The organism is Isoptericola chiayiensis (assembly GCF_013149805.1).
Lineage (GTDB): Bacteria > Actinomycetota > Actinomycetes > Actinomycetales > Cellulomonadaceae > Isoptericola > Isoptericola chiayiensis.
The window spans coordinates 355,156-380,045 of record NZ_JABEZT010000002.1; the positions used below are offsets into that span (position 1 = coordinate 355,156).

Genomic DNA, 24,890 nt, shown 5'->3' on the forward strand with positions numbered 1-24,890 from the left:
CCCTAGACTGTCCGCACGCGCACGGTCGGCGTGCGCGCAGGACGGTACGGGGAGGACGACCGACGGTGGCGCCCAGCAAGCGCGAGCGCGAGTACGCGGCCAAGCGCCAGGCCAAGTGGGACGAGCGGCGCCGGGCCCGCAAGGACCGCCAGCGGCGCATCGGCGTGACCGTCGCGATCGCGGCGATCCTCGCCCTCGTCGCCGGTGGTGCCCTCGTCGCCGGGCTGGCGTCGTCGGACCCGGGTCCGGACACCGCGCAACCGGGCACGGAGCCGGCGGCCGGCGCGTGCCCGCCGGGGTCCACGCAGGCCCGCGACGGCGGGGACCTGGCCGCGCCGTCGGCCGCCGAGGACCGCACGTGGCAGGCGTCGGTCGACCTGTGCGTCGACGGCGTGACCGAGACGGTCGCCCTGGAGCTCGACGGCGGCGCCGCCCCGCAGGCCGTCGCCTCGTTCGTGTCCCTGGCCGAGCAGGGCTACTTCGACGGCACCACCTGCCACCGCCTGACCACGCAGGGCATCTACGTCCTGCAGTGCGGCGACCCCACGGCCACCGGCACGGGCGGGCCCGGCTACGCGTTCGGCCCGGTGGAGAACGCGCCCGCCGACGACGTCTACCCCGCAGGGACCCTCGCGATGGCGCGCCGTGGCGGCGACGCCGAGTCGATGGGCTCGCAGTTCTTCCTCGTCTACGAGGACTCGACCATCCCGTCCGACGCAGCAGGCGGGTACACGGTGTTCGGCACCGTGACGTCCGGCCTGGACACGGTCCAGGCAGTCGCTGACGCGGGCACGGCCGACGGGGCCGGCGACGGCTCCCCGGTCAGCCCCGTCATCATCGAAGGAGTGGAGACCCAGTGACCGAGAGCACCCCCGGCTCGACCGGCCCCGAGCACGTCGAGGCGGCAGAGCAGGCGCAGGCCGACGCTCCCCCCACCGAGACCGCCCAGCCGGCCGCACCCGCGGCCGACGCCGAGCCCGCCCGCCCCGCGCCGCCCAAGCCGCGTCCGCCGCGACCCGGCGCCCCCAAGCCGTCGGCCGTGGCCCCCCGGGCCGCCACGCCCCGCACGGCACCCAAGCCGGCCGCCCCCGTGGCCCCGGTGGTCCACGACGCCGAGGAGTCGGCGGCGGCCGCGCGCTTCGGGCGGGTGGACGACGACGGCACCGTCTACGTGCGCGAGGAGGCCGGGGAACGGTCCGTGGGCCAGTACCCCGGTGTCTCGGGCGACGAGGCGCTGACCCTCTACGTGCGCCGCTACCTCGACCTGGTCGCCAAGGTGGCCCTCTTCGAGACGCGGCTCGACAGCGCGGACCTGTCGGTGCGCGAGATCGACCAGACCCTGGCCAAGCTGGGCGAGGAGACCGACGCGCCCGCCGCCGTCGGGGACCTGGACGCCCTGCGGGTGCGGGTGGAGCGTCTGCGCGAGCGCGCCGCCGAGCGGCGTGCCGCGCTCGAGCAGGAGCGCGCCGAGGCGAAGGACCGGGCCGTGGCGGCACGCACCGAGATCGTCGAGGCGGCCGAGCGGATCGCCGGCACCGACCCCGCCAAGATGCAGTGGCGCCCGGCGGGCGAGGAGCTGCGGGGCCTGCTCGACCGCTGGAAGGAGGCCCAGCGCAGCGGACCGCGCATCGACCGGCCCACCGAGGAGGGCCTGTGGAAGCGGTTCAGCCACGCCCGCACCGCGTTCGACCGGGAGCGCCGGCACTTCTTCGCCGAGCTCGAGCAGCGCAACGCGACGGCCAAGGCCGCCAAGGAGAAGATCGTCGCCGAGGCGGAGGCCGTCCAGCACTCGACCGACTGGGGGCCGACGTCGGGCGTGTACCGCGACCTGATGGCGCGCTGGAAGGCGGCCGGGCGCGCGAACCGCAAGGACGACGACGCCCTGTGGGCGCGGTTCCGGGCGGCGCAGGACACGTTCTTCGGCGCGCGGGACGAGGCGAACGCGCAGATCGACGCGGAGTACGGCGAGAACCTCAAGGTCAAGGAGGCGCTGCTCACGGAGGCCGAGGCGCTGCTGCCGGTCACGGACCTCGCGGCCGCCAAGGCGGCGCTGCGCGGCATCCAGGAGCGCTGGGAGGACGCCGGCAAGGTGCCGCGCGGCGACCTGCAGCGTGTCGAGGGCCGCATGCGGGCGGTGGAGAACGCCGTGCGCGACGCCGAGGACGCGAAGTGGAAGCGCACCAACCCCGAGACCCGCGCGCGGGCCGAGGGCGCCGCGGCGCAGCTCGAGGACGCGATCGCGGGCATGCAGGCGGACCTGGACGCCGCTCAGGAGGCCGGTGACGACCGCACGGTGCGCGAGCTGACCGCGGCCATCGAGGCCCGGCGCGCCTGGCTCGAGCAGGTCGTCAAGGCCGCGGAGGACTCGCGCGGCTGACCCGTGCGCTGTGGACGCCCGGACGCGTCCACAGCCTCGGGGCTCTCGCGGGTGTCGACGGCGGGGACGGGCTAGTTTCGGTCCGTCCCCGCCGTCGTCGTCCCGGAGGACCGATGAGCCCGTCCCGTGCACCCGCCGCGCCGTCCCCCGTCCCGGTACCGACCGTGCCCGAGCTGCTGCGGCCCGGTCCGCCATCACGGACGGTGCTGCGCCCGTGCGACGTCGGAGGCCCGGTGGCGTGGCAGGTGCTGGTGCGCGAGGGGGCCGTGACGGTGGTGCGCGGCGACGCGGGCTGCGCTCCCGGCACCCGGGTGGACGCCGCGCTGCGGGCGGGCCTGGTCGGCCCGGAGGTCCCCACCGGTGCGGTGGTGACCGGCAGGACCGCCGCCTGGATCCACACCGGTGCGGGTGACGGCAGCGGGCTCGACCTGTCCTATCCGGCCGGCCGGCACCAGCCGGACCGCCCGGCCGGTGCCCGGCTGTGGCAGAGCCCGCTGCTCACCGCGGACGTCGTCCGCCTCGCCGGGGTGCCCGTGACGTCCCCGGAACGCACGGTCGTCGAGCTGGTGCTGCGCGACGAGGACCCGGTCGACCTGGTGGCTGCGCTCGCCGGTGCCGGTGTGGACCTGGGCCGGGCGCGGCTGCGGCTCGAGCGGCGCCCGCGCGCCCAGGGCAGGCCGCGGGCGCGGAGGCTGCTGCGCGAGGCCGAGGACCTGGTCCGCGCCCGGACGGGCACCGGGCGGTGTCCCGGCGTAGCGTGACGCGCATGGCCTCCTCGAACGCCGTCGAGCTCGACGCCGGCGGCCGGACCGTCCGTGTGTCCAGCCCGGACCGCGTCGTGTTCCCCGACGTCGGCGCGACCAAGCGCGACGTCGTGGAGTATTTCCTCGCCGTCGGCGACGGGATCCTCGGTGCGCTGCTGGACCGGCCCACGACGCTGGAGCGCTGGCCCAAGGGGGTCTTCGAGGGGGCCGTGATGGCTACCCGCAGCGACTCCCACGGCGACGCGTTCTACCAGAAGCGCGTCCCGAAGGGTGCGCCGGACTACGTGCGCACCGCGCGTATCGCGTTCCCGTCGGGTCGTACGGCGGACGAGGTCGCCCCCCACGAGATCGCGGTGGTCGCCTGGGCGGCTCAGCTCGGCACCCTCACGTTCCATCCCTGGCCGGTGCGCGGCGACGACGTCGAGGCCGTCGACCAGCTCCGCATCGACCTCGACCCCCAGCCCGGCACCGACTACGGCGACGCCGCCGAGGTGTCCGGGACGCTGCGCGAGGTGCTCGGCGAGCTGGACCTGACCGGCTACCCCAAGACGTCCGGCGGGCGGGGGCTGCACGTGTTCGTCCCGCTGGCGCCGCGCTGGAGCTTCCAGCAGGCCCGCCGCGCCACCATCGCGATCGGCCGCGAGCTGGAGCGCCGCCTGCCCGACCGCGTGACCACGCGGTGGTGGAAGGAGGAGCGGGGGCGGCGGATCTTCGTCGACTACAACCAGATGGCCCGCGACCGCACCATCGCCTCGGCCTACTCGCTGCGCCCCAACCGGCGGGCCACCGTCTCGACGCCGCTGGACTGGGACGAGGTGGGCGAGGTCCACCCCGACGACTTCACGATCGCCACCGTGCCGGAACGCTTCGCCGAGCGCGGCGACCTGTTCGCCCCGCTGCGCGCCGACCGCGACCCGGGCCTCGACTGCTCGTTGGACGCCGCGCTGGACCTGGCCCGCACCGACGAGGAGGAGCACGGTCTGGGCGACCTGCCCTACCCGCCCGAGTACCCCAAGCAGCCCGGCGAGCCGAAGCGGGTGCAGCCGTCGCGCGACGCCGACCGCCACCGGGACCAGGACTGAGCCCTCCGGCGCGACACAGGTCCTTCAGGGCCGCTCGTACCGCAGCAGCACAGTGCCGTTGTCGAAGCGGCGCGTTTCCGTGAGCTCCAGGGCCAGGTCCATGCCGGCGGGCAGGGCGCGCAGCCCGGCGCCGAGGGCGCGGGGCGCGACGAACAGCTGCAGCACGTCGACCATGCCGGTCCGCAGCGCCTCGGCGGCCGTCGTCGGGCCGGAGACCTCGACCGCGCCGTCGGCCCCGGCCACGATCTCGGCCAGCCGGCGGGTCGTCAGCCGGGGTTCGACCGTGGTCCGGGGTGCGTCGACGCCCGTGGCGGTCAGTCGGTCGGAGCAGACGATCTTGTCCGCGGCGGCCCAGATCGCGGCGTAGTCGTCCTCGACCACGCTCCGGCCGGCGGGCCACGTGTCCCACACCCGCATCGTGGCGTACATGTCGTGGCCCATGACGTAGGTCCCCACGTCGCGGAGGCTGTCGTTGAAGAAGGCGTGCAGCTCCTCGCTCGGCGTCGTCCAGCCGATGCCGCCGTCGGTGTCGGCCACGAAGCCGTCGATCGAGCAGGTCGTCGAGTACAGCAGTGTTCCCATGAACAGGCAGACCCTTCGTGGCGGCGGGACTCATCGGTCGTCGACCAGGTCGAGCCCCGGTGCCCCGGGCAGGATCTCGGCGAGGTCGTAGCCGACGGGTTCGACGAGCTGGTCGTACGTGCACGACGCCGGGTCGCGGTCCGGGCGCCACCGCTTGAACTGCGCCGTGTGGCGGAACCTGCTGCCCTCCATGTGGTCGTAGCCGACCTCGAGGACCCGCTCGACCCGCAGCGGCGTGAACGACAGGTCCTTGCCGGCGCTCCAGCGGGACTGGGCACCGGGGCGGCGCTCCCCCGCGCCGCCGTCCGAGGTGGCCGGGTCCTGCCGGTCGGCCCACGGGTGGTCGGCGTCCCCGGGCGGCACGGCCAGCGGGGACAGCTCGTCGTACAGCTCGGCGCGCCGCGCCGCCGGGAACGACGCCGCCACCCCCACGAACTGCAACGAGGCGCCGTCGGTGCCGTCCCGGTACAGCCCGAGCAGCAACGACCCGACGAGGGGTCGCTGCGCGGTGGACGTCTTGTGCTCCCGCAGGCCAGCCAGCACGACGTCGGCGGTACGGGCGTGCTTGATCTTCGACCAGCCGCGCTTGTTGGGCTGATAGCTGCCGTCGGCCGGCTTGGCGACGACGCCGTCCAGTCCCGCGCCCTCGAACGTGTCGAACCACTGCCGGGCCCGGTCGGTGTCGGTGGTGCGCGGCGTGCGGTGCACCTGCGGCCCGTCCAGGCCGAGGGCGTCCAGGCGCGCGAGACGTTCGGTCAGCGGCAGCGCGGTGAGGTCCTCGTCGTCGAGGGCGAGCAGGTCGAACACGACGAGGCTGGCCGGGACCTGCTCGGCCAGCAGCCGGACGCGGGACTCGGCCGGATGGATGCGCTGGCTCAGCGTGTCGAAGTCCAGGTGCGCCGAGGTGCTGCCCGGCCCCGCCGGGCGGGCGACGACGATCTCCGCGTCCACCACGCACCGTCGCGGCAGCGCGTCGAGCACCGCGGCGACCACCTCGGGGAAGTAGCGCTGCATGGGTCGCGCGCTGCGCGAGTCGATGCGCACCTCGTCGCCGTCCCGGTAGACGACGGCGCGGAACCCGTCCCACTTCGGCTCATACACCCAGCCGGCCCCGGGGCCGTCGGGCTGGTCGGGCACCTGCGCCACGGACCGGGCCAGCATCGGGCGGACCGGAGGTTCGATCGGCAGCCTCATGGGGGCGAACCTACGCCGCCCGGTCCGGTGCCGCGCGTCAGGCGTCGGCGGGTGCCTCGGGAGCGGTCGACCCGACGTCGGCGGCCTTGGTGCCGGTGATGCGGTAGACGTCGAACACCCCGTCGATCTTGCGTGCCGCGGCGAGCACCTGCTGCAGGTGCGCCGGCTCGGCCATCTCGAACACGAACCGGGAGATCGCGATGCGGTCCGACGTCGTGGACACCGTCGCCGACAGGATGTTGACGTGGTGGTCGGACAGCACGCGGGTGACGTCGGAGAGCAGCCGGGAACGGTCCAGCGCCTCGACCTGGATCTGGACCAGGAACATCGTGTTGGCCCCGGTGGTCCAGGACACGTCCACGATCCGCTCCGGCTGGGAGCGCAGCTGGGCGATGTTGGCGCAGTCCTCCCGGTGCACGCTCACGCCCGCCCCGCGGGTGACGAAGCCGACGATGTCGTCGCCGGGCACCGGGGTGCAGCACTTGGCGAGCTTGACCCAGATGTCCTCGACACCCTTGACCATGACGCCCGGGTCGCCGGTGGACCGGGACCGCCGGTTCGGGTGCCCGGGCCGCGCGACCTCCGCGGTGTCCTCGGCCGTGCCGTCCTCGCCCCCGAGCGACTTCACGAGGGACTCGACCACGTGCTGGGCCGAGACGTTGTTCTCCCCCACCGCCGCGTACAGGGCGGAGACGTCGTCGTAGCGCAGCTCGTTGGCCAGCCCCACGAGCGCCTCGTGGCTCAGCAGCCGCTGGATCGGCAGGTTCTGCTTGCGCATCGCCTTGCTGATCGCGTCCTTGCCGCGCTCGATGGCCTCCTCGCGGCGCTCCTTGGTGAACCACTGGCGGATCTTGTTGCGTGCCCGCCCGGACTTGACGAAGTTCAGCCAGTCCTGCGAGGGGCCCGCGGTGTCCGCCTTGGAGGTCAGCACCTCGACGACGTCGCCGTTCTGCAGGGGCGAGTCCAGCGGGACGAGGCGACCGTTGACGCGGGCGCCCATGGTGCGGTGGCCGACCTCGGTGTGCACCGAGTAGGCGAAGTCCACCGGCGTGGCCCCCGCGGGCAGCGCCATGACCTCACCCTTGGGCGTGAAGACGTAGACCTCGGCGGCGCCGATCTCGTAGCGCAGCGAGTCGAGGAACTCGCCGGGGTCGGCGGTCTCGCGCTGCCAGTCGACGAGCTGGCGCAGCCACGTCATGTCGTTGGCCCGCGGGTCCTTGCCGCCCTTGCCGGCGCGGGCGGTCTCCTTGTACTTCCAGTGGGCCGCCACGCCGTACTCGGCACGTCGGTGCATGTCGTGGGTGCGGATCTGGATCTCGACGGGCTTGCCGCCCGGGCCCACGACCGTCGTGTGCAACGACTGGTACATGTTGAACTTCGGCATCGCGATGTAGTCCTTGAACCGGCCCGGGACCGGGTTCCACCGCGCGTGCAGCGCGCCGAGCGCCGCGTAGCAGTCGCGCACCGAGTCCACCAGGACGCGGGTGCCGACCAGGTCGTAGATCTCCGCGAAGTCGTGCCCGCGCACGATCATCTTCTGGTAGATCGAGTAGTAGTGCTTGGGGCGGCCCGTCACGGTCGCGCGGATCTTCGCCCCGCGCAGGTCGGCGGAGATCTGCTCGCGCACCACGCCCAGGTACTCCTCGCGCGCCGGCGCACGCTCGGCGACCAGGTGGACGATCTCGTCGTAGACCTTGGGGTACAGCGTCTGGAAGGACAGGTCCTCCAGCTCCCACTTGATCGTGTTCATGCCGAGCCGGTGGGCCAGCGGCGCGTAGATCTCCAGCGTCTCGCGCGCCTTGCGCGACGCCGAGGCCCCGGACACGTACTTCCACGTGCGCGCGTTGTGCAGCCGGTCGGCGAGCTTGATGACCAGCACCCGGATGTCCTTGGCCATGGCGACGACCATCTTGCGCACGGTCTCGGCCTGCGCGGCGTCGCCGTAGGTCACCTTGTCCAGCTTGGTCACGCCGTCGACGAGCATCGCGATCTCGCCGCCGTACTCGCCGGTCAGGTCCTGCAGGGAGTAGGAGGTGTCCTCCACCGTGTCGTGCAGCAGGGCGGCCGCGAGCGTGGCGCCGTCGAAACCGAGCTCGGCCAGGATCGTGGCCACGGCGACCGGGTGGGTGATGTACGGGTCGCCCGACTTGCGCTGCTGGCCACGGTGCGCCTTCTCGGCGGTCGCGTACGCGCGCTCCAGGACGCTCAGGTCGCTCTTGGGGTGGTTGGTGCGCACGGCCTGCAGCAGCGGCTCCAGGGCCGGGGTGTTCGCCGGCGCGCCGCGCACGCCGAGGCGGACCAGCCGGTTGCGCACACGGGTGCCCGCACCGGACGGTCGGGACACGTCCGGGGCGCGATCGACCTGGGTGTCGTCGCTCACGAGCACCTCCTTCGTCCAGCGTCGCACGGACGGCGGCCGGGAGGGCAAGTCTACGACTCCACGCGCAGCAGCGTCTCGACCGTCTGCCCGGCGAGCCGGTCCCGGCCCCCGAGCCCGTCCAGCTCGAGCAGGAACGCCAGGGCCGACACCCGACCCCCGCAGCGTTCCACCAGACGGACCGCGGCCTGCGCGGTGCCTCCGGTGGCCAGCACGTCGTCCACCACGAGAACGCGCGCACCCGGTGCCAGTGTTCCCGCGGCGAGCTCGATCGCGGCGGCGCCGTACTCGAGCTCGTAGTCCTCGCGCTCGACCGGCGGCGGCAGCTTGCCCGCCTTGCGCAGCGGCACGAACCCGACACCCAGGCGCGTCGCGAGCGGCGCGCCCAGCAGGAACCCGCGCGCCTCCATCCCGACGACGACGTCGACGCCGTCCGCGTCCGCCTCGACGAGCCGGGCGAAGGCGTCGACCACGTCGGCCAGCGCCCGCCCGTCGGCCAGCAGCGGCGTGATGTCCCGGAAGACCACCGGCGGGTGCGGGTAGTCGGGGACGTCACGGATGAGGGCGCGGATCTCGGCCGCGCGGACGGCCCCGAGACCGTCCAGCGCCACCACCGCGATGTCGTCCGGCACGGGGTCGGTCATCGCTTGCGACGCGGCTGTGCCGCGTTGCCCTGGTGGTGACCGGGGATGAGCTGCGCCTTGCCGGCCGCGGCGGCCGCGAGCTCGGCGTCGTGCCCGCCCTCGGTGGCCAGGCGCTCGCGCTCGGCCAGCACGGACCGGGTGTGGTCGCGGTACTTCGGCTCGCGCTCGCGCAGCGCGACGTCCAGCGGCGTGGCCAGGAAGATCGACGACGCCGCACCGACGGCGATGCCGACGAACAGCGACAGGGCCAGGTCGCGCAGCGTGCCCGCGCCGAGCCACAGGGCCCCGAGGAACAGGATGCCCGCCACGGGCAGCAGCGCGACGACCGAGGTGTTGATCGACCGCACCAGCGTCTGGTTGACGGCCAGGTTGGCACGCTCGGCGTAGGTGCTGCGCGACTGGTCGAGCACGCCCGTGGTGTTCTCCCGGACCTTGTCGAACACGACCATCTTGTCGTACAGCGAGAAGCCGAGGATCGTCAGGAAGCCGATGATCGTCGACGGCGTGACCTCCCAGCCCACCAGCGCGTAGACGCCGGCGGAGACGAGCAGGTCGGACAGCATGGCGAGGATCCCGGCCACCGACATGCGCCAGGCCCGGAAGTAGATCGCCATGAACGCCGCGGCGAGCAGCACGAACACGACCACGCCCCACAGGGCGCGCTCGGAGACCGCCGCGCCCCAGGTCGGGCCCACGAAGGACGCCTCGACGTCGGAGGCGTCCACGCCGTAGCCTTCGGCCAGCGCCTCCACGATCGCGGTCTCGTCCGCGCCCTCGACCTGCGCGGTCTGCACGCGCACCGCCGTCTGGCCGACGACGGCCACGCGCGGCTCGTCCTCCGGCAGGACCTCGTGCACGGCGTCCACCGCGACGGACTGCTCGGTCGAGGTCACGTTCTCGACGGTGAACTCCGAGCCGCCGCGGAAGTCGATGCCCAGCGTGAGGGGCTTGACCACCAGGATCAGGATCGAGGCGAGCCCCAGGGCCGCGACGATCGAGAACCACAGGCGGCGCTTGGCCACGATTGGGTAGGAGCGACGACCCGTGTACAGGTCGTTGCCCCACTGGGCGAAGGTCATGCTGCCGGCCATCAGCGGCTCTCCTCGTTCTCGCCGGGAACGGCGTCGTCGGTGCGGCCCGCGCCACCCGGAGCGTCCGGTGGTCCGTCGTCGGACGACGACGCGGCCCGGCGCTCGGCGGCGCGGCGCTCGGCGATGGTCATCCGGCGACCGGAGTCGTCGGTGGCCGGTGCCGGGCGCGCGCTCACGGCGCCCGCGAGGGCGGGCTCCGGCTCGGGCTCCGAGGCGGTGGGCACCGGGGTCTCGACACGGCCGGCGCCCTTGTACCGCACGCCGCCGGCGGCCCGCAGGCGCTCGGGCGACAGCCCCGACCAGCGGTGACCGTCGCGGAAGAACGGCACCTTGGTCAGCAGCTGCAGCATCGGGTGGGTGAACCAGAAGACCACGGCGATGTCGATGATCGTCGTCAGACCCAGCGTGAAGGCGAAGCCCTGCACGCCGCCGACGGCGAGGAAGTACAGCACGACCGCCGAGATCAGCGTGACCGACTTGGCGGCGAGCACCGTGCGCTTGGCGCGTCGCCAGCCGCGTTCGACCGCCATCGACATGGACCGGCCGTCCCGCACCTCGTCACGGATGCGTTCGAAGTAGACGATGAACGAGTCGGCCGTGAACCCGATGGCCACGATCAGACCGGCGACGCCGGCGAGCGAGAGCCGGTAGTCGATCGTCCACGACAGCAGCGCGATCGAGACGTAGGTGATGACCGCGGCGATGAGCAGGGAGCCGACGGTCACGAGGCCGAGGGTGCGGTACTGGAACAGCGAGTAGACCACGACCAGCGCCATACCGATCAGGCCGGCGATCAGACCGTTGCGCAGCTGCTCGGACCCGAGCGTCGCGGAGATCGTCTCCTGGCTCTGCACCTCGTACGCGATCGGCAGGGACCCGAAGCTGAGCTGGTTGGCCAGCGTGGCCGCCGAGTCGCGGGTGAACGTGCCCGAGATCTGGGCCCGTCCGTCGGTGATGATCGTGCCGGCGTCGAGCGACGGCGCGGAGATCACGAGCCCGTCGAGCACCATCGCGAACTGGTTGCGCGGCGACTCCAGGCCCTGCAGGCGCTGGGTCACCTCGCGGAACTCGGTCGTGCCCTCGGCGTCGAACTCGATGTTGACGACCCACTCGTTGGTGGACGTGCCGTTCGGGCCGGTGCCCAGGCCCGAGCTCGCGTTGTCCAGGTGGGTGCCGTCGACCTCGACCGGGCCGAGGACGTACTTGAGCATGCTGCCGTCGTTGGCGCACGTGACGAGCACCTGGTCCGGGTCGGCACCGCCGCCGCCCACGAGGTTGGCCGGGTCGGTGCAGTCCAGCGCGTCGAACTTCTCCTGCACGGCCGGGGTGATCTGGGCGAGGTCCGACGGGTCGGTCGGCTCGACGTCGGCGGCCTCGGTGGCGATCTGCTCGTCGAGGGCCTCGAGCTCCTCCTGGGTGGCCCCGGTGTCGCCCTCCTCGGGCGCGTCCGCGGACTCCTCGCCCTCGGCGCCCTCCTCGGTGCCCTCGCCCTCCGCGGCGTCCGACGCCTCGGCGCTGGGCTCGGTGCTGGGCTGCACGGACGGGATGCCGACGTCGTCGGTCAGCACGGGACGGAAGCGCATCTGCGCCGGCTGCGAGACCAGGTCGATCGTCGCCTGGTCGACCTCGCCGGGGATGGACACGACGATGTTCTCGCCGCCCTGGTTGACGATCTCGGCCTCGACGACGCCGGAGGAGTCGATGCGCTGTCGGATGACGTTGATCGACTCGTCGATCGCCTCGGGGGTGATCTCCGAGCCGTCGGTCGACGTGGGGGTCAGGATGATCTGCGTCCCGCCCTGCAGGTCGAGCGCCAGTCCGGGCGCGAGGCTCGCCCCTCCCGGGTTGTCGTCGCTCTTCGGGTCGAGGTACGTGCCGACGAGGAGCGCCACGAAGGGCACCACCATCGACAGCAGTGCGAAGACCACGAGCGTGCGTACCGGACGCGAGCGCCGCGTGCTGGAGTTGGCCACTTGGTTCTCTTCCGTCGTGCGCGCCGCCGCCGTGGCCGACGCGTGATGGCGCCGACCGGGCGTGCCCGGCCGGCGCGGAGGTCACTTGTCCTCGGTGTCGCCGTTCTCCCGACGCTTGTTCTCCTGGTACTCCCGCTGGGCGGTGTCCAGGCCGGACAGGTCGTCCGGGACGTCGACGTCACCGTCTGCGGAGGTGATGCTACCTGCATCCGAGGACTCCTCGGCCTCGTCGGCGTCCTCGCCGACGACCGGGGCGTCCATCTTCTTGACGATGGCGGCACGCAGCCAGCGCGTGCGGGTGCCCGGCGCCGACTCGAGGGTGATGACGTCCGCGGCGTCGTCGACGTCCACGACCGTGCCGACCATCCCGGAACCGGTCATGACCTCCTGGCCGGGCTCCAGCGAGGAGCGGAACTCCGCCTGCTGCTTCTGCTGCTTGCGGGTGCGCGAGCTCATGAACAGCATGAGCGCGGCGAGCACGCCGAAGAGGATGATGAGTTCCACGAGGTTTCAGTCCTTCGGTCCGGAGGTGGGCGGGTGTTCCTGCCAGTCTAGGCGCCGCACCGGGCGCTCAGACCTCGTCGAACAACGTCCGCGACGCGCTCCCGGTTCCCGACGACGGCGCACCGGGTGCCCAGGCGCCCTCCGGCGGCTCCAGGCCGAGGTGCTCCCACGCCGAGGCGGTGGCGACCCGCCCCCGTGCCGTGCGGGCCACCAGGCCCTCGCGGACCAGGTACGGCTCGGCGACCGTCTCGACCGTGTCGGACTCCTCGCCGACCGTCATCGCCAGCGTGGTCAGCCCGACCGGACCGCCGCCGAACCGTCGGCACAGCGCCTCGAGCACGGCGCGGTCGAGGCGGTCCAGGCCGATGGGATCGACCTCGTAGACCTCCAGGGCCGCCCGCGCCGCGCGCAGGTCCAGGGTCCCGTCGCCGCGCACCTGCGCCCAGTCCCGTACCCGGCGCAGCAGCCGGTTGGCGATGCGGGGCGTGCCGCGGGAGCGGCCGGCGATCTCGTGGGCCGCCTCGTGCCGGATCTCGACGCCGAGCAGGCCCGCCGAGCGCAGGATGACGCGCTCGAGCTCGTCGGCCTCGTAGAAGTCGAGGTGCCCCGTGAAGCCGAACCGGTCCCGCAGCGGCGCCGGCAGCAGTCCGGACCGCGTCGTGGCGCCGACGACGGTGAAGGGCGGCAGCGCCAGCGGGATGGCGCTGGCGCCGGCGCCCTTGCCGACGACGACGTCGACCCGGAAGTCCTCCATCGCCACGTAGAGCAGCTCCTCGGCGGGCCGGGCGAGCCGGTGGATCTCGTCGATGAACAGCACCTCGCCCTCCTCCAGGGAGGACAGCACGGCGGCCAGGTCGCCGGCGTGCTGGATGGCGGGGCCGCTGGTGACCCGCAGGGCGGTGCCCAGCTCGGCGGCGATGATCATCGCCAGCGTCGTCTTGCCCAGTCCCGGCGGGCCGGACAGCAGGACGTGGTCGGGAGCGGCGTCCCGTCGCAGGCTGGCCTGCAGGACCAGGGAGAGCTGGTCGCGCACGACGCGCTGACCGACGAAGTCGTCGAGCTTCTTGGGCCGCAGCGCCGCCTCCGCGGCCCGCTCGACCTCGTCGGCACCGGCCCCGACGAGCCGTTCGCCCAGGTCCTGGGGATCGATCGCGCCCTCAGCCACGCTGGGGTCCCAGCTGCCGCAGGGCGGCGCGCAGCGTCGTCGGCACCGCGGCGGCCGTGACGACCTCGGCACCGGTCTCCGCGAGGGCCTTGTCCACGGCACCCTCGGCGACCTTCGCCGGCCATCCCAGCCCGACGAGCGCCTCGACCACCTGGCCCCGCTCGTCGGCCGGCGCACCGCTGCCGGCCGGTGCGCCGTCGTCGTGCCCGGGCTCGCCGAGCCGGCCGGACAGCTCGAGGACGATGCGCTGCGCGCTCTTGGCCCCGATGCCGGGGACGCGGCGCAGGGCCGCGGTGTCCTCGTCGGCGACGGCCCGGCGCAGGGCGGACGGCGTGAGGACCGCGAGCATCGCCAGGGCGATGCGCGGGCCCACGCCGGAGACCGACTGGGCCGTCTCGAAGACCTCCCGCTCGGCGTCCTCGGCGAACCCGTACAGCGTCATCGAGTCCTCCCGCACCACGAGCGTCGTGTGCAGGTGCGCCTCGTCGCCGACGCGCAGGCCCGCGAGGGTGGCGGGCGTGGCGAGGACCAGGTAACCGACGCCGCCGACGTCGAGGACGGCGCGGTCGAGGGAGACCTGGGCGACGGTGCCGCGCAGCGTGGCGATCATCGGACCGGTTCCTTCCGTGGTGCTCGGGGGGCACGGCGGGACCGTGCCTGCTGCTCGGCGGCCGCCCAGGCGCGCTGCGCGGGGGTCACCTCGTGACGGTCGCCGCCCTGCAGCGCACCGGCGGGCCGCCACAGGTGGGTGATGGCCAGCGCGAGCGCGTCGGCGGCGTCGGCGGGCCGTGGCGGGCTGCCCAGCCGCAGGATGGAGGCGACCATCCGCTGGACCTGGGCCTTCTCGGCCCGGCCCGAGCCGGTGACGGCGGCCTTGACCTCGCTGGGGGTGTGCAGCGCGACGGGCACGCCGCGCCGGGCGGCCGCCACCATCGCCAGGCCGGCGACCTGGGCCGTGCCCATCACCGTGCCGCGGTTGTTCTGCGCGAAGACCCGCTCGACGGCGACGACGTCGGGGACGTGCTCGTCGAGCCAGCCGTCCAGCCCGGCGGAGATCTCGAGCAGGCGCAGGTCCGTGCTGGTCGACGGGGCCGAGGTCAGCACCCCGACCCCGACCAGCTCGGCCCGCCGGCCCGGCAGGGAGTCCACGACGCCCACACCGCACCGGGTCAGTCCCGGATCCACTCCCAGCACACGCACGGCGTCACTGTCTCACGCACCACCGACACCGGGGCCGAGACGCGCCCGTGGTGGCGCCGGTCGGCACACAGCGCGCCGGTCGGCGGCCCCGCGCCGGCGGGCCGGGGCGGTCACTCGTCGAGCGCCGCCATGACCTCGTCGGGGGCGTCGAAGTTCGCGTAGACGTTCTGCACGTCGTCGCTGTCCTCGAGGGCGTCGATGAGGCGCACGATCTTGCGGGCCCCCTCCACGTCGACCTCGACCTGCATCGACGGGTGCCAGATCGAGTCCGCCGAGTCGTACTCCATGCCGGCGTCGACGATGGCGGAGCGCACGTCGACCAGGTCGGTGGCCTCGGAGAGCACCTCGATGTAGTCGCCCTGGTCGGTGACGTCCTCGGCGCCGGCGTCCAGGGCCGCGAGCATCACGTCGTCCTCCGTGACGCCGTCGGCCTTCGGCACGATGACCTGGCCCTTGCGGGAGAACAGGTACGACACCGAGCCCGGGTCGGCCAGGTTGCCGCCGTTGCGGGTGAAGGCGGTACGCACCTCGGCCGCGGCGCGGTTCTTGTTGTCCGTGAGGCACTCGACCAGGACGGCGATGCCGTTGTTGCCGTACCCCTCGTACATGATCGTCTGGTACTCGACGGCGTCCGCGCCCTCGCCGGAGCCGCGCTTGACGGCGCGGTCGATGTTGTCGTTCGGCACCGACGACTTCTTCGCCTTCTGGATGGCGTCGAAGAGGGTCGGGTTGCCGGCCGGGTCTCCCCCGCCGGTGCGGGCCGCGACCTCGATGTTCTTGATCAGCTTCGCGAAGAGCTTGCCACGCTTGGCGTCGATCGCGGCCTTCTTGTGCTTGGTCGTGGCCCATTTCGAGTGACCGGACATGACCTGACTAACTCCTTCGCGATGCGGTGACAAGACGGACGAACAGCGCGTGCACCCGAGTGTCCCCGGTGACCTCCGGGTGGAACGCGGTGGCGAGCAGCCGTCCGGAACGTACTGCCACGATCTTACCGGCGGCCTCGCCGAGCCCCGTGCCGTCGGTCGCCCGCTCCGGGATGCGGGCCAGCACCTCCACGCCCGGACCGACGTCGTCCACCCACGGCGCACGGATGAACACCGAGCGCAGCGGGGCCTCGAGACCCTCGACGGCCAGGTCGGCCTCGAACGAGTCGACCTGGCGTCCGAACGCGTTGCGCCGCACCGTCACATCCAGCCCGCCGAGCGTCTGCTGGCCGTCGATGCCGCCGGTGATGCGGTCGGCGAGCAGGATCATGCCGGCGCACGAGCCGTAGACCGGCAGCCCGTCGGCGATCGCCGCCCGCAGCGGCTCGCGCAGCTCGAAGACCCGCAGCAGCTTGTCGATGGTGGTCGACTCCCCGCCGGGCAGCACGAGCCCGTCGACCGACTCCAGCTCGGACCGGCGGCGCACCGGCACGGCGTGCGCGCCGGCAGACTCCAGGGCGGCGACGTGCTCGCGCACGTCACCCTGCAGGGCGAGGACTCCGATCGTGGTCACCGCGGCAGTGTACGCACCGCCCCGCGCCGACGGAGAAGCCGTGGGCACGAGGCCGTCAGGCGTCGTCGTCCTCGGTGCCGAGGTGGCGCACGACGCCGTCCCACCCGTCGGCGAGCTGCTCGACGACGTCGGGCAGGACCCGCGGGAAGACCTCGCGCGCCTCGGCGCGCAGCTCGGCGACCGTCAGCCAGCGCATCTCGTCGAGCACGTCCCGCTCGACGTCGGTCCACCCGTGGTCGGTCGGTTCGTGGGCGCCGTCGAGCCGGGCGACGAAGAAGACCTCGTCCTGGCGGCACGTCTCGGCGAGGAAGCGGAAGATCCCGGCCCGGGTCATCACCGGCCCCTCGAGGTCGCCGGCGCCGAGCACGAGCCCGGCCTCCTCGCCCACCTCGCGGAGCGCCGCCTGCTCCTCGGACTCGCCGGCGTCGATCCCGCCGCCGATCGTGAACCACCACGAACGGTCCGGGTCGTCGGCGTCGTGACCGCGCACCAGCAGCACGCGCCCGGCGTCGTCGAGCACGATCACCCGAGCAGCACGCCGGTGCCGCAGGCCGTCGTCGCCACGGACCCAGTCGGGCCCCAGCGAGGCGGACGACGGGGACGCGGCCGTGGCGCTCGCGGGCTGGGGTTCGCGCATGGCCGTCAGCGTAGTCCAGGCCGTTCGCCCGCTCCGGCGGACGAGCCCAGGGCCGGTGTCATCGGCGCGGCTTCGCCCGTGCCGTCGCCACGGCGGCGAGCGGGTCCTCCGGCCAGGGATGCCGCGGGTAGCGGCCGCGCAGGTCGGCCCGGACCTGCGGATATCCCTGCCGCCAGAACGAGGCGAGGTCGCTGGTGACGGCGACCGGCCGCCGCGCGGGCGACAGCAGGTGCAGCACGACGGGGACCCTCCCGTCCGCGACCACCGGTGCGGCCGTCCAGCCGAAGACCTCCTGCAGCTTCACGGCCAGGACCGGTGGCTCGACGCCGTCGTAGGCGAGGCGGACCAGAGCACCCGACGGGACGGCGAGCCGCTCGGGCGCGAGCTCGTCCAACCGGGCCGCGGCCGGCCACGGCAGCAGGCGCCGCAACGCCGCGGCCACGTCGATGCGGGCGAGGTCCCGCCCGTCGCGCACGTCGGCGAGCTCGGGACCGAGCCAGTCGTCGAGGCCGGCCAGCAACGCGTCGTCGTCGACCGCGGGCCACGGTGCACCCAGGTGGGCGTGGCAGAACGCGAGGCGCTCACGCACGGCGACCGCGGACTGCGACCAGCTCAGCACGGACAGACCGCTGCGCCGTAGCCCGTCGCGGGCGGCGGCCTGCACGCGCGACGGGTCCGGCTGCGTCAACGGCACGTCGGTCAGCACGATCGCGCCGAGCGACTCCACGCGCCGGGTCACGATCCGGTCGTCGTCCCACCGGATCTGGTCGGCGGTCTGCACCAGGTCGGCGGCGACGTCGCGGGCCGTCGCCTCGTCGATCGGTGCCGCCGAGCGGATCCTGGCGTCGGCGCGGCCCGGCGCCCGGTCGGCGACTGCGATCGCCAGCCAGGACGCGGACCGCAGCGGCGACGTCGCGTCCAGCGCCGCACCCGTGCCACCGGCCATCTGGTAGGACACCGATCCGCTCCCCCGGGCCCGCGCGATGCGGTCCGGGTACGCCAGACCCACCACGATCCCCGCCGCGAGGTCGTCCGGCACCCCGGCGCCCGGGGCGGTCCTGCCCGGCGCGGTCCGCCCGTCGCGCGAGGCGCCTGCGCCGTCGCCCCGGCCCAGGCGCCGCACCTCGCCGCGCCAGCGTGCGGTGGCCGCCCGGTCGTCACCCCGCCGCAGGGCACGCCACCGCGCGGGCAGGTCGTCACCGACGCCGCGTCCTGCGTCGTCCGAGAGCAGGGCGACGACCTCGCGTGCCCGGTCGGCACCGACCCGCGGCGACCCGTCGAGCAGGGCGCGCGCCAGCCGCGGGTGCACACCGACGCGGGCCATCCGGCGGCCACGCCCGGTGATCCGGCCACCGCCGTCCACCGCGCCGAAGCTGCGCAGCAGCGCGGTGGCCGCGGACAACGCCGGTGCCGGCGGCGCGTCGAGCAGGGCGAGACCCTCCCCACCGGGCGCGCCCCAGGCGGCGAGATCGAGAGCGAAGGACGCCAGGTCCGCCACCGCGACCTCGGGTGCCGCGTGGTCGTCGAGCCGTGCGTGGTCGGTCCTCGACCAGCACCGGTAGACCCGCCCCGGTGCCTCGCGCCCGGCGCGACCGGCCCGCTGCTCCGCCGAGGACCGCGACACCCGGCACGTGACCAGGGCGCCGAGGCCGCGGGACTGGTCGGTCCTCGGCTCCCGGGACAGACCCGCGTCGACCACGACCCGCACGCCCGGCACGGTCAGGGAACTCTCGGCGACCGACGTCGTGACCACGACCCGTCGCGCCTCGGCCGGGGCCAGCGCGCGGTCCTGCTCGGCCCGCGACTGGCGGCCGTACAGAGGCAGCACGTGCCGCCCCGGCAGCCGGCGGGTCACCCCGGCGATCTCGGCCTCCCCCGGCACGAACACCAGGACGTCGCCGTCGTTCTCGCTCAGGGCACGCTCCACGACCGCGGCGACGTGGTCCAGCAGCCGGGGGTCGACCCGCCCGCCGGGAAGCAGCGGCGTGGCGACGGGCGGCGGGACCCACTCGACCGCGACGTCGAACGCGGTGGCGGTCGCGGTGAGCACGGGTGCCGGGGCGTCGGCGCCCAACGCCCGGCTCAGCCTGACCGTGTCCGCGGTGGCCGACGTCGCGACGACCGCCAGGTCGTCGCGCAGGTTCGCCCGGACGTCGGCGCAGAACGCCAGGAGCAGGTCGGCGTCGAGATGCCGCTCGTGGCACTCGTCGATGACGACCGCCGCGACGCCCGGCAGCTCCGGGTCCTGCTGCAGGCGCCGCACGAGGAGCCCCGTGGTGACGACCTCCACGCGCAGGCCCTCGCCGCCCCGGCGCTCCCCGCGCATCGCGTAGCCGACGCGCTCCCCGACGGGTTCGCCCACCAGGGCCGCCAGCCGCGTCGCGGCCGCGCGGGTCGCCATCCGTCGCGGCTCGGCGACGACGACCGTCCCCTCGAGCGCGTCGGCCAGGGCGAGCGGGAGCAGCGAGGTCTTCCCGGATCCGGGCGGGGCCACCAGCACCGCCGCACCGTGGGACCGCACCACCTCGACCGTGGCGGGCAGCACCGCCCGGACCGGGAGGTCTGCACCGGGCACGGAGACGTCAGGCAGGAGCACGCCACGACGGTAGCCGACGCCGACGAGGCCCCGCGGACGTCGTCCGCGGGGCCTCGGAGGCATGCTCAGGGGGTCGTACCGGCCCGGGAGGTCACCAGCCGCGCTCGGCGAGGCGCACCGGCTCCGGGTCCTCCTCGACGTTGATGCCGACCATGGCCTCACCCAGCCCGCGGGAAACCTTCGCGATCACGTCGGGGTCGTCGTGGAACGTCGTGGCCTGGACGATCGCCTTGGCGCGGGCGGCCGGGTCGCCCGACTTGAAGATGCCCGAGCCGACGAACACGCCCTCGGCGCCCAGCTGCATCATCATCGCGGCGTCCGCCGGGGTGGCGATGCCGCCCGCGGTGAACAGCACGACGGGCAGCTTGCCGGTGCGCGCCACCTCCGCGACCAGCTCGTAGGGGGCCTGGAGCTCCTTGGCCGCGACGAACAGCTCGTCCGTCGGCAGCGACGTCAGCCGGCGGATCTGCTGGCGGATCTGGCGCATGTGGGTGGTGGCGTTCGAGACGTCACCGGTGCCGGCCTCGCCCTTCGAGCGGATCATCGCCGCGCCCTCGGTGATGCGGCGCAGCGCCTCGCCGAGGTTGGTGGCTCCGCAGACGAACGGCACGGTGTACGCCCACTTGTCGATGTGGTTGGCGTAGTCGGCGGGGCTGAGCACCTCGGACTCGTCGACGTAGTCGACACCGAGGGACTGCAGCACCTGCGCCTCGACGAAGTGCCCGATGCGCGCCTTGGCCATCACCGGCACGGAGACGGCGTCGATGATGCCCTCGATCATGTCCGGGTCGCTCATGCGCGCCAGACCGCCCTGGGCCCGGATGTCCGCCGGGACGCGCTCGAGGGCCATGACGGCCACCGCGCCGGCGTCCTCGGCGATCTTCGCCTGCTCCGGCGTGACGACGTCCATGATGACGCCGCCCTTGAGCATCTCGGCCATGCCACGCTTGACGCGGGCGGTGCCCACCTCGCCGACGCCCGTCGAGGGGGCAGGGGTGCCGGTGGTCTCGCTCAACGCAACCTCACAGAGTGTGTCCTGGTGCGTGCCGGCGCGTCCGCGCCGACCGCCGACGTGGGTTCCCACGCCGTGCTCCCATCCTACGGCCGTCCGGACCGGCCCGGCGCCGTCCTGACGCGGTCCGGACCGGCGCCCAGCAGGTCGGGCCGGTCAGGGCCGCTCGAGCCCCGCCGGCATCTGGTCGTCGAGCTCGACGGTGCGCGGCAGCGGCGCCCGACCGGCCAGCCGCAGCAGGCGCACCGCACGCGGACCCCGGGCACGCTGGGCCTGCGCCACGGCCTCGTTGTGGAACCGGCGCGCGAGCTGGGCGCGGTACCACGCGGCCGCCAGGTCGCCCAGCAACGCCTCGCCCGCCGCATCCTCCTGCAGCGCGCGGCACGTGCCGTCGTCGAGCACCGACCGCAGCGTGACCGACAGCGCGGACTCGCCCCGGGCCCGCTCCGCCGGCAGCCCGGTCAGCGCGAAGGTCTCCGCCGTCGAGGGGCGGTCGGCCGGCGCCGCCAGGTCCCCGGCCCCCGGGGCCGCGAGCGCCGCGTCGGCCACGAGCACGGCGCTCGCCGGGTCGAGCAGCCCGGCCGAGGCGAGGTCGACGGCGGCCCGCGAGCGCCGGTCGAGCTGGGCCTGCAGCGCGATGCGGGAGGCCACGACCTTGTGGTGCAGGCGGTCCAGGCGCGAGGCGGTCACCCACACCGACCACAGCGCGAGGCCGAGCAGGACGACGGCGACCAGGGCGATCTCCGACCAGCTCACCGGTCACCTCCGGCTTCCGTGCGGGTCCGGCGACCCAGGAGCCAGGCGGGCCGCTCGGCGGCGAGGTCCTGGCGCACCCGCCCGTCGCCGAGCGCCTCGGCCGCCGCGACCGCCATCTCGTAGACGGCCAGCACCTGGCCCGTGACGGTCGACCAGTCGAAGTGCCGCACGAACTCGCTCGCGCGTCGACGCCGCTCGGCGGTGTCCTGCGGGTCCGCGAGCGCCCCGAGGACGGCGCGGGTCAGGGCCGCGGGGTCGCCGGTGGTGAACAGGCGGCCCGCCGCACCGTCGTCGAGCACGCGCTGGAACGCTCCGAGGTCGCTGGCGACGACGCCGGCGCCGGCGCTCATCGCCTCGACCAGGACGATGCCGAAGCTCTCGCCGCCGGTCTGGGGGGCGACGTACAGGTCGGCGGAGGCCAGGAGCGCGGCCTTGTCGGCGTCGCTGACGCCGCCGAGCCACTCGAACGAGGCGGCGTCGGGGCCCAGCAGCGCCTCGGCGTCGGCCCTCCCGGTGTCGCCGCGGCCGGCGACGAGGAACCGTGCTCCCGGCACCTGGCGCAGGATTCCCGGTGCGGCCTGCGCGAGCACCTGCAGCCCCTTGCGGGGTTCGTCCAGGCGTCCGAGGAACGCGATGGTCGGGGCCTGCGCGGTGCCCTGCCACCGGGGCTCGGGCGCGACGTCGAACGCGTCGACGTAGACGCCGTTGGGCACGACGACGGCGTCCCCGCCGAGGTGGTCCACGAGGGTGCGTCGGGCGTCCTCCGAGACGGCGATGCGCGCGGAGATCTTCTCGAGGGACTGGCGCAGCAGGGGGTGGGCGATCTGCAGGGCGCGCGAGCGCACCTGGGAGGTGTGGAACGTCGCGACCACGGGTCCCTCGGCCACCCATAGGGCCAGCATGGACAGCGACGGCGTCATGGGTTCGTGCAGGTGCAGCACGTCGAAGTCGCCGGCGTCGATCCACCGGCGCACGCGCGCGGCGGTGCGCGGTCCGAACGCGAGGCGTGCGACGGACCCGTTGTAGCGCACGGGGACGGCCCGCCCGGCGGAGGTGACGACGTCGGGCAGCTCGGTGCCCTCCCCCGCGGGGGCCAGCACCGAGACCTCGTGACCCTGGTCGCGCAGCGCCTCGGCGAGGTCGCGCACGTGGAACTGCACGCCGCCGGGGGCGTCGAAGGAGTAGGGGCACACGATGCCCACTCGCAGCGGCCGCATCAGACCTCCCCCGCCTCGGCGCGGGTGCGGGCGTACCGTTCCGGGTCGAGGTCGGAGACGAACACCTTCTGCAGCATGTGCCAGTCGGCGGTGTGGGTGCCCAGGAACGCGCCCAGGGCGTCCACCCAGCCCTGGGTCATGGTCGCGATCTGCTCGCGCCGGTCGACGCCGTCGGGGCGGGGCACGGGTTCGTGGAACCGGATGACGATCCCCCAGGCGCTGCCCGCCCGGCGTCGCCGTTCGCCGCGCAGCCGCTCGTGGCGGATCCCGACGGGCACCAGGGGCGCGTCGGCGGCGAGGGCGAGCGCGGCGGGCCCGGCGGCGACCCGGGCGCGGTGCCCGCACAGGTCGACCTCGACGCCCGTGGCGGTCAGGTCGCGGTCGGACAGCAGCGGCAGCAGCCGGGGCCCGTCGGCCGCACCGCGCACCAGGTCGCGGAAGACGCCGTCGTCGCCGAGGCCGAGCACGTCGATGCCGATCGCGCGGCGGAAGGCGACGAACTCGGCGTAGAGCTGCGGGGGCTCGAGCCGCTCGGCGACCGTCAGGACGGGGGCGAGGTGCGGCGTGGCCCAGGCTCCCGCGAGGTCCCAGTTGCCCAGGTGCCCGAGGGCGAGGACGGCGGACCCGCCGGCCTGCGTCGTGGGCTGCACGTGCTCGATGCCCTCGGCACGCACCCGGGCGGTCACCTGCTCGGGGCTCAGCGCCTGCAGGGTGAACGCCTCGCGGAAGTAGCGCAGGTAGCGACGCATCCCCTCGCGCGCCAGCCGGCGCACGGCGCGCGCGTCCAGGTCGGGGCGCACGCGGGCGTAGTTGGACTCCAGCCGGCGCACGCCGGCACCCCGGCGCAGCCACACGGCGTCGGCGGCCAGCGTGCCGGCCGCGCGCAGCACCGGTTCGGGCACCTTGGCGGCGTGGCGCCAGGCGAACGTGTACAGGTCGGCGACGCTCATGCGTCCGCCGTCCCGGGGCCCGCGACGGCGAGCTGGCGGCGCACCGTGCCGACGCGCTGCACGACCGTCACGAGGCTCGCGACGGCGAGCAGGGCGAGCGCGCCCACGAGGACGGCGACGGGCAGCCCGACCTGCACGAACCCGGTGGGTACCAGCGCGATCACGAGGCGGTCGGTCCGCTCGGCGATGCCGACGGTGGCCGAGGCGCCCACCGACTCGGCCCGGGCTCGCGCGTAGGGCACCACGGAGCCGAGCACCAGGCACGCCAGCGCGGCGACGGTCCCCGCCGTGGCCAGCGGCTCGTCCGGGTGCAGCACGAACCACAGCGTGATGCCGGCGAACACCGCGCCGTCGGAGACCCGGTCGAGGGTCGAGTCGAGGAACGCTCCCCACGGCCCGGTGCGACCGCTGCGGCGGGCCATCACACCGTCGAGGGAGTCGGTCAGCGCGAACAGCCCGATCAGCACCCCGCCCAGCAGCAGGTGCCCGGTGGGCAGGAGGGTGAGGGCCACCGCGGTCACGACGACGGTGCCGGTGATCGTCACCGCGTCCGGCGAGACGCCCCGTCGCAGCAGCAGGTCCGCCAGCGGCGTGAACAGTCGCTGCATGGTGGCCCGCAGACGGCCGAACATGGGGTGCTCCTCGGGATCGTTCGTTCGTGCCGGTCGCCGACCGGCCGGGGCCAGGCTAGCGCCAGCGCCGGGTCAGGCGGCGGGCCACGCCGCCGCGAGGCGTGCCCGGGTGTCGGCCAGCAGCTCCGGCAGGGACTTCGTCCGCCCGACGACGGGCAGGAAGTTGGCGTCCCCGAGCCAGCGCGGCACGACGTGCTGGTGCAGGTGCGCGGCGATGCCGGCGCCGGCCACCTCGCCCTGGTTCATCCCGAGGTTGAACCCGGCCGGCGCGTAGACCTGCCGCACCACCTGCATGGCGGTCTGGGTGAGGGTGGCCAGCTCCGTCGTCTCGGACGGCGTCAGGTCCGGGTAGTCCGAGACGTGGCGGTAGGGCAGGACCATCAGGTGCGCGCTGTTGTACGGGTACAGGTTGAGCACCACGTAGCACTCCGCGCCCCGGGCGACCACGAGGCCGTCGGCGTCGTCGCCGCCCGGGATCCGGCAGAACGGGCACTGCGCCACCGAGGAGTCGGCGGGCTTGTCCTGCCCGCCGATGTAGACCATGCGGTGCGGCGTCCACAGGCGGTCCATGTCGTCCTCGGGCGGGCCGAACCGGTCCGCCGGCACCAGCTCGGGGCCGGTCGCGTCGTCGGGCATC

General features: G+C 74.3%; 24 protein-coding genes. 4 read left to right on the forward strand and 20 right to left on the reverse strand.

Annotated elements, in window-relative coordinates; translation table 11 throughout:
- Positions 1-65 precede the first annotated feature (65 nt).
- From HDG68_RS16940 to ligD, 4 genes are all read left to right on the forward strand, one after another.
- Complete coding sequence (locus tag HDG68_RS16940) at positions 66-860, forward strand: peptidylprolyl isomerase (protein WP_172149752.1); 795 nt, start codon at positions 66-68, stop codon at positions 858-860.
- Positions 857-2,377 carry a DUF349 domain-containing protein gene (locus tag HDG68_RS04660; RefSeq protein ID WP_172149754.1) on the forward strand — a complete coding sequence of 507 codons (1,521 nt, stop codon included), beginning with the start codon at positions 857-859 and terminating at the stop codon, positions 2,375-2,377. The genes HDG68_RS16940 and HDG68_RS04660 overlap by 4 nt, the downstream gene beginning before the upstream one ends.
- A 113-nt stretch (positions 2,378-2,490) precedes the next feature.
- Positions 2,491-3,138: a hypothetical protein gene (locus tag HDG68_RS04665; RefSeq protein ID WP_172149756.1), complete on the forward strand. Its 648-nt coding sequence runs from the start codon at positions 2,491-2,493 to the stop codon at positions 3,136-3,138.
- Positions 3,139-3,143: 5 nt separating this feature from the next.
- A complete protein-coding gene (gene ligD / locus HDG68_RS04670) occupies positions 3,144-4,223 on the forward strand; it encodes a non-homologous end-joining DNA ligase (protein WP_172149758.1) in 1,080 nt (359 codons plus the stop codon).
- A 24-nt stretch (positions 4,224-4,247) separates the two neighbouring features.
- On the opposite strand, the gene HDG68_RS04675 is transcribed toward ligD, so the two are convergent.
- The 20 genes from HDG68_RS04675 to HDG68_RS04770 all read right to left on the reverse strand — a co-directional run bounded on the left by HDG68_RS04675 (position 4,248) and on the right by HDG68_RS04770 (position 24,889).
- Complete coding sequence (locus HDG68_RS04675; protein ID WP_172149760.1) at positions 4,248-4,805, reverse strand: dihydrofolate reductase family protein; 558 nt, start codon at positions 4,803-4,805, stop codon at positions 4,248-4,250.
- Positions 4,806-4,835: 30 nt separating this feature from the next.
- Positions 4,836-5,999: an ATP-dependent DNA ligase gene (locus HDG68_RS04680; RefSeq protein WP_172149762.1), complete on the reverse strand. Its 1,164-nt coding sequence runs from the start codon at positions 5,997-5,999 to the stop codon at positions 4,836-4,838.
- A gap of 37 nt (positions 6,000-6,036) precedes the next feature.
- A complete protein-coding gene (locus tag HDG68_RS04685; RefSeq protein WP_172149764.1) occupies positions 6,037-8,379 on the reverse strand; it encodes a RelA/SpoT family protein in 2,343 nt (780 codons plus the stop codon).
- Positions 8,380-8,429: 50 nt separating this feature from the next.
- Positions 8,430-9,020, reverse strand: coding sequence for an adenine phosphoribosyltransferase (locus HDG68_RS04690; RefSeq protein WP_172149766.1), 591 nt, complete (start codon positions 9,018-9,020; stop codon positions 8,430-8,432).
- Positions 9,017-10,111 carry a protein translocase subunit SecF gene (gene secF, locus HDG68_RS04695; RefSeq protein ID WP_172149768.1) on the reverse strand — a complete coding sequence of 365 codons (1,095 nt, stop codon included), beginning with the start codon at positions 10,109-10,111 and terminating at the stop codon, positions 9,017-9,019. Before secF ends, HDG68_RS04690 begins: the two co-directional genes overlap by 4 nt.
- Positions 10,111-12,084 (reverse strand): protein translocase subunit SecD, encoded by a 1,974-nt coding sequence (secD, locus tag HDG68_RS04700; RefSeq protein WP_343037433.1) that lies wholly within the window; start codon positions 12,082-12,084, stop codon positions 10,111-10,113. Before secD ends, secF begins: the two co-directional genes overlap by 1 nt.
- A gap of 81 nt (positions 12,085-12,165) precedes the next feature.
- Positions 12,166-12,588 (reverse strand): preprotein translocase subunit YajC, encoded by a 423-nt coding sequence (yajC, locus tag HDG68_RS04705; RefSeq protein WP_172149770.1) that lies wholly within the window; start codon positions 12,586-12,588, stop codon positions 12,166-12,168.
- A gap of 67 nt (positions 12,589-12,655) precedes the next feature.
- Positions 12,656-13,753 carry a Holliday junction branch migration DNA helicase RuvB gene (ruvB, locus tag HDG68_RS04710; RefSeq protein WP_172149772.1) on the reverse strand — a complete coding sequence of 366 codons (1,098 nt, stop codon included), beginning with the start codon at positions 13,751-13,753 and terminating at the stop codon, positions 12,656-12,658.
- Positions 13,746-14,363 (reverse strand): Holliday junction branch migration protein RuvA, encoded by a 618-nt coding sequence (gene ruvA / locus HDG68_RS04715; protein WP_172149774.1) that lies wholly within the window; start codon positions 14,361-14,363, stop codon positions 13,746-13,748. The genes ruvB and ruvA overlap by 8 nt, the downstream gene beginning before the upstream one ends.
- A complete protein-coding gene (ruvC, locus tag HDG68_RS04720; protein ID WP_172149776.1) occupies positions 14,360-14,953 on the reverse strand; it encodes a crossover junction endodeoxyribonuclease RuvC in 594 nt (197 codons plus the stop codon). The genes ruvA and ruvC overlap by 4 nt, the downstream gene beginning before the upstream one ends.
- Before the next feature lie 110 nt (positions 14,954-15,063).
- Positions 15,064-15,819 carry a YebC/PmpR family DNA-binding transcriptional regulator gene (locus HDG68_RS04725; protein WP_172149778.1) on the reverse strand — a complete coding sequence of 252 codons (756 nt, stop codon included), beginning with the start codon at positions 15,817-15,819 and terminating at the stop codon, positions 15,064-15,066.
- Between the two features lie 7 nt (positions 15,820-15,826).
- Positions 15,827-16,501, reverse strand: coding sequence for a pyridoxal 5'-phosphate synthase glutaminase subunit PdxT (pdxT, locus tag HDG68_RS04730; protein WP_172149780.1), 675 nt, complete (start codon positions 16,499-16,501; stop codon positions 15,827-15,829).
- A gap of 7 nt (positions 16,502-16,508) precedes the next feature.
- Positions 16,509-17,090, reverse strand: coding sequence for an NUDIX hydrolase (locus tag HDG68_RS04735; RefSeq protein WP_172149782.1), 582 nt, complete (start codon positions 17,088-17,090; stop codon positions 16,509-16,511).
- 58 nt (positions 17,091-17,148) lie between these two features.
- Positions 17,149-19,686 (reverse strand): ATP-dependent helicase HrpB, encoded by a 2,538-nt coding sequence (hrpB, locus tag HDG68_RS04740; RefSeq protein WP_343037434.1) that lies wholly within the window; start codon positions 19,684-19,686, stop codon positions 17,149-17,151.
- A 91-nt stretch (positions 19,687-19,777) separates the two neighbouring features.
- Positions 19,778-20,701 carry a pyridoxal 5'-phosphate synthase lyase subunit PdxS gene (gene pdxS / locus HDG68_RS04745; RefSeq protein WP_172149786.1) on the reverse strand — a complete coding sequence of 308 codons (924 nt, stop codon included), beginning with the start codon at positions 20,699-20,701 and terminating at the stop codon, positions 19,778-19,780.
- Between the two features lie 153 nt (positions 20,702-20,854).
- Complete coding sequence (locus HDG68_RS04750) at positions 20,855-21,454, reverse strand: hypothetical protein (protein WP_172149788.1); 600 nt, start codon at positions 21,452-21,454, stop codon at positions 20,855-20,857.
- Positions 21,451-22,662 (reverse strand): glycosyltransferase family 4 protein, encoded by a 1,212-nt coding sequence (locus HDG68_RS04755; protein ID WP_172150345.1) that lies wholly within the window; start codon positions 22,660-22,662, stop codon positions 21,451-21,453. The genes HDG68_RS04750 and HDG68_RS04755 overlap by 4 nt, the downstream gene beginning before the upstream one ends.
- A gap of 8 nt (positions 22,663-22,670) precedes the next feature.
- Entirely contained in the window at positions 22,671-23,621 is a 951-nt protein-coding gene (locus HDG68_RS04760) for a phosphatidylinositol mannoside acyltransferase (protein WP_172149790.1), read from the reverse strand.
- Complete coding sequence (gene pgsA, locus HDG68_RS04765; protein WP_172149792.1) at positions 23,618-24,253, reverse strand: phosphatidylinositol phosphate synthase; 636 nt, start codon at positions 24,251-24,253, stop codon at positions 23,618-23,620. The genes HDG68_RS04760 and pgsA overlap by 4 nt, the downstream gene beginning before the upstream one ends.
- Positions 24,254-24,325: 72 nt before the next feature.
- A complete protein-coding gene (locus HDG68_RS04770) occupies positions 24,326-24,889 on the reverse strand; it encodes an HIT family protein (protein WP_172149794.1) in 564 nt (187 codons plus the stop codon).
- Position 24,890: the final 1 nt, after the last annotated feature.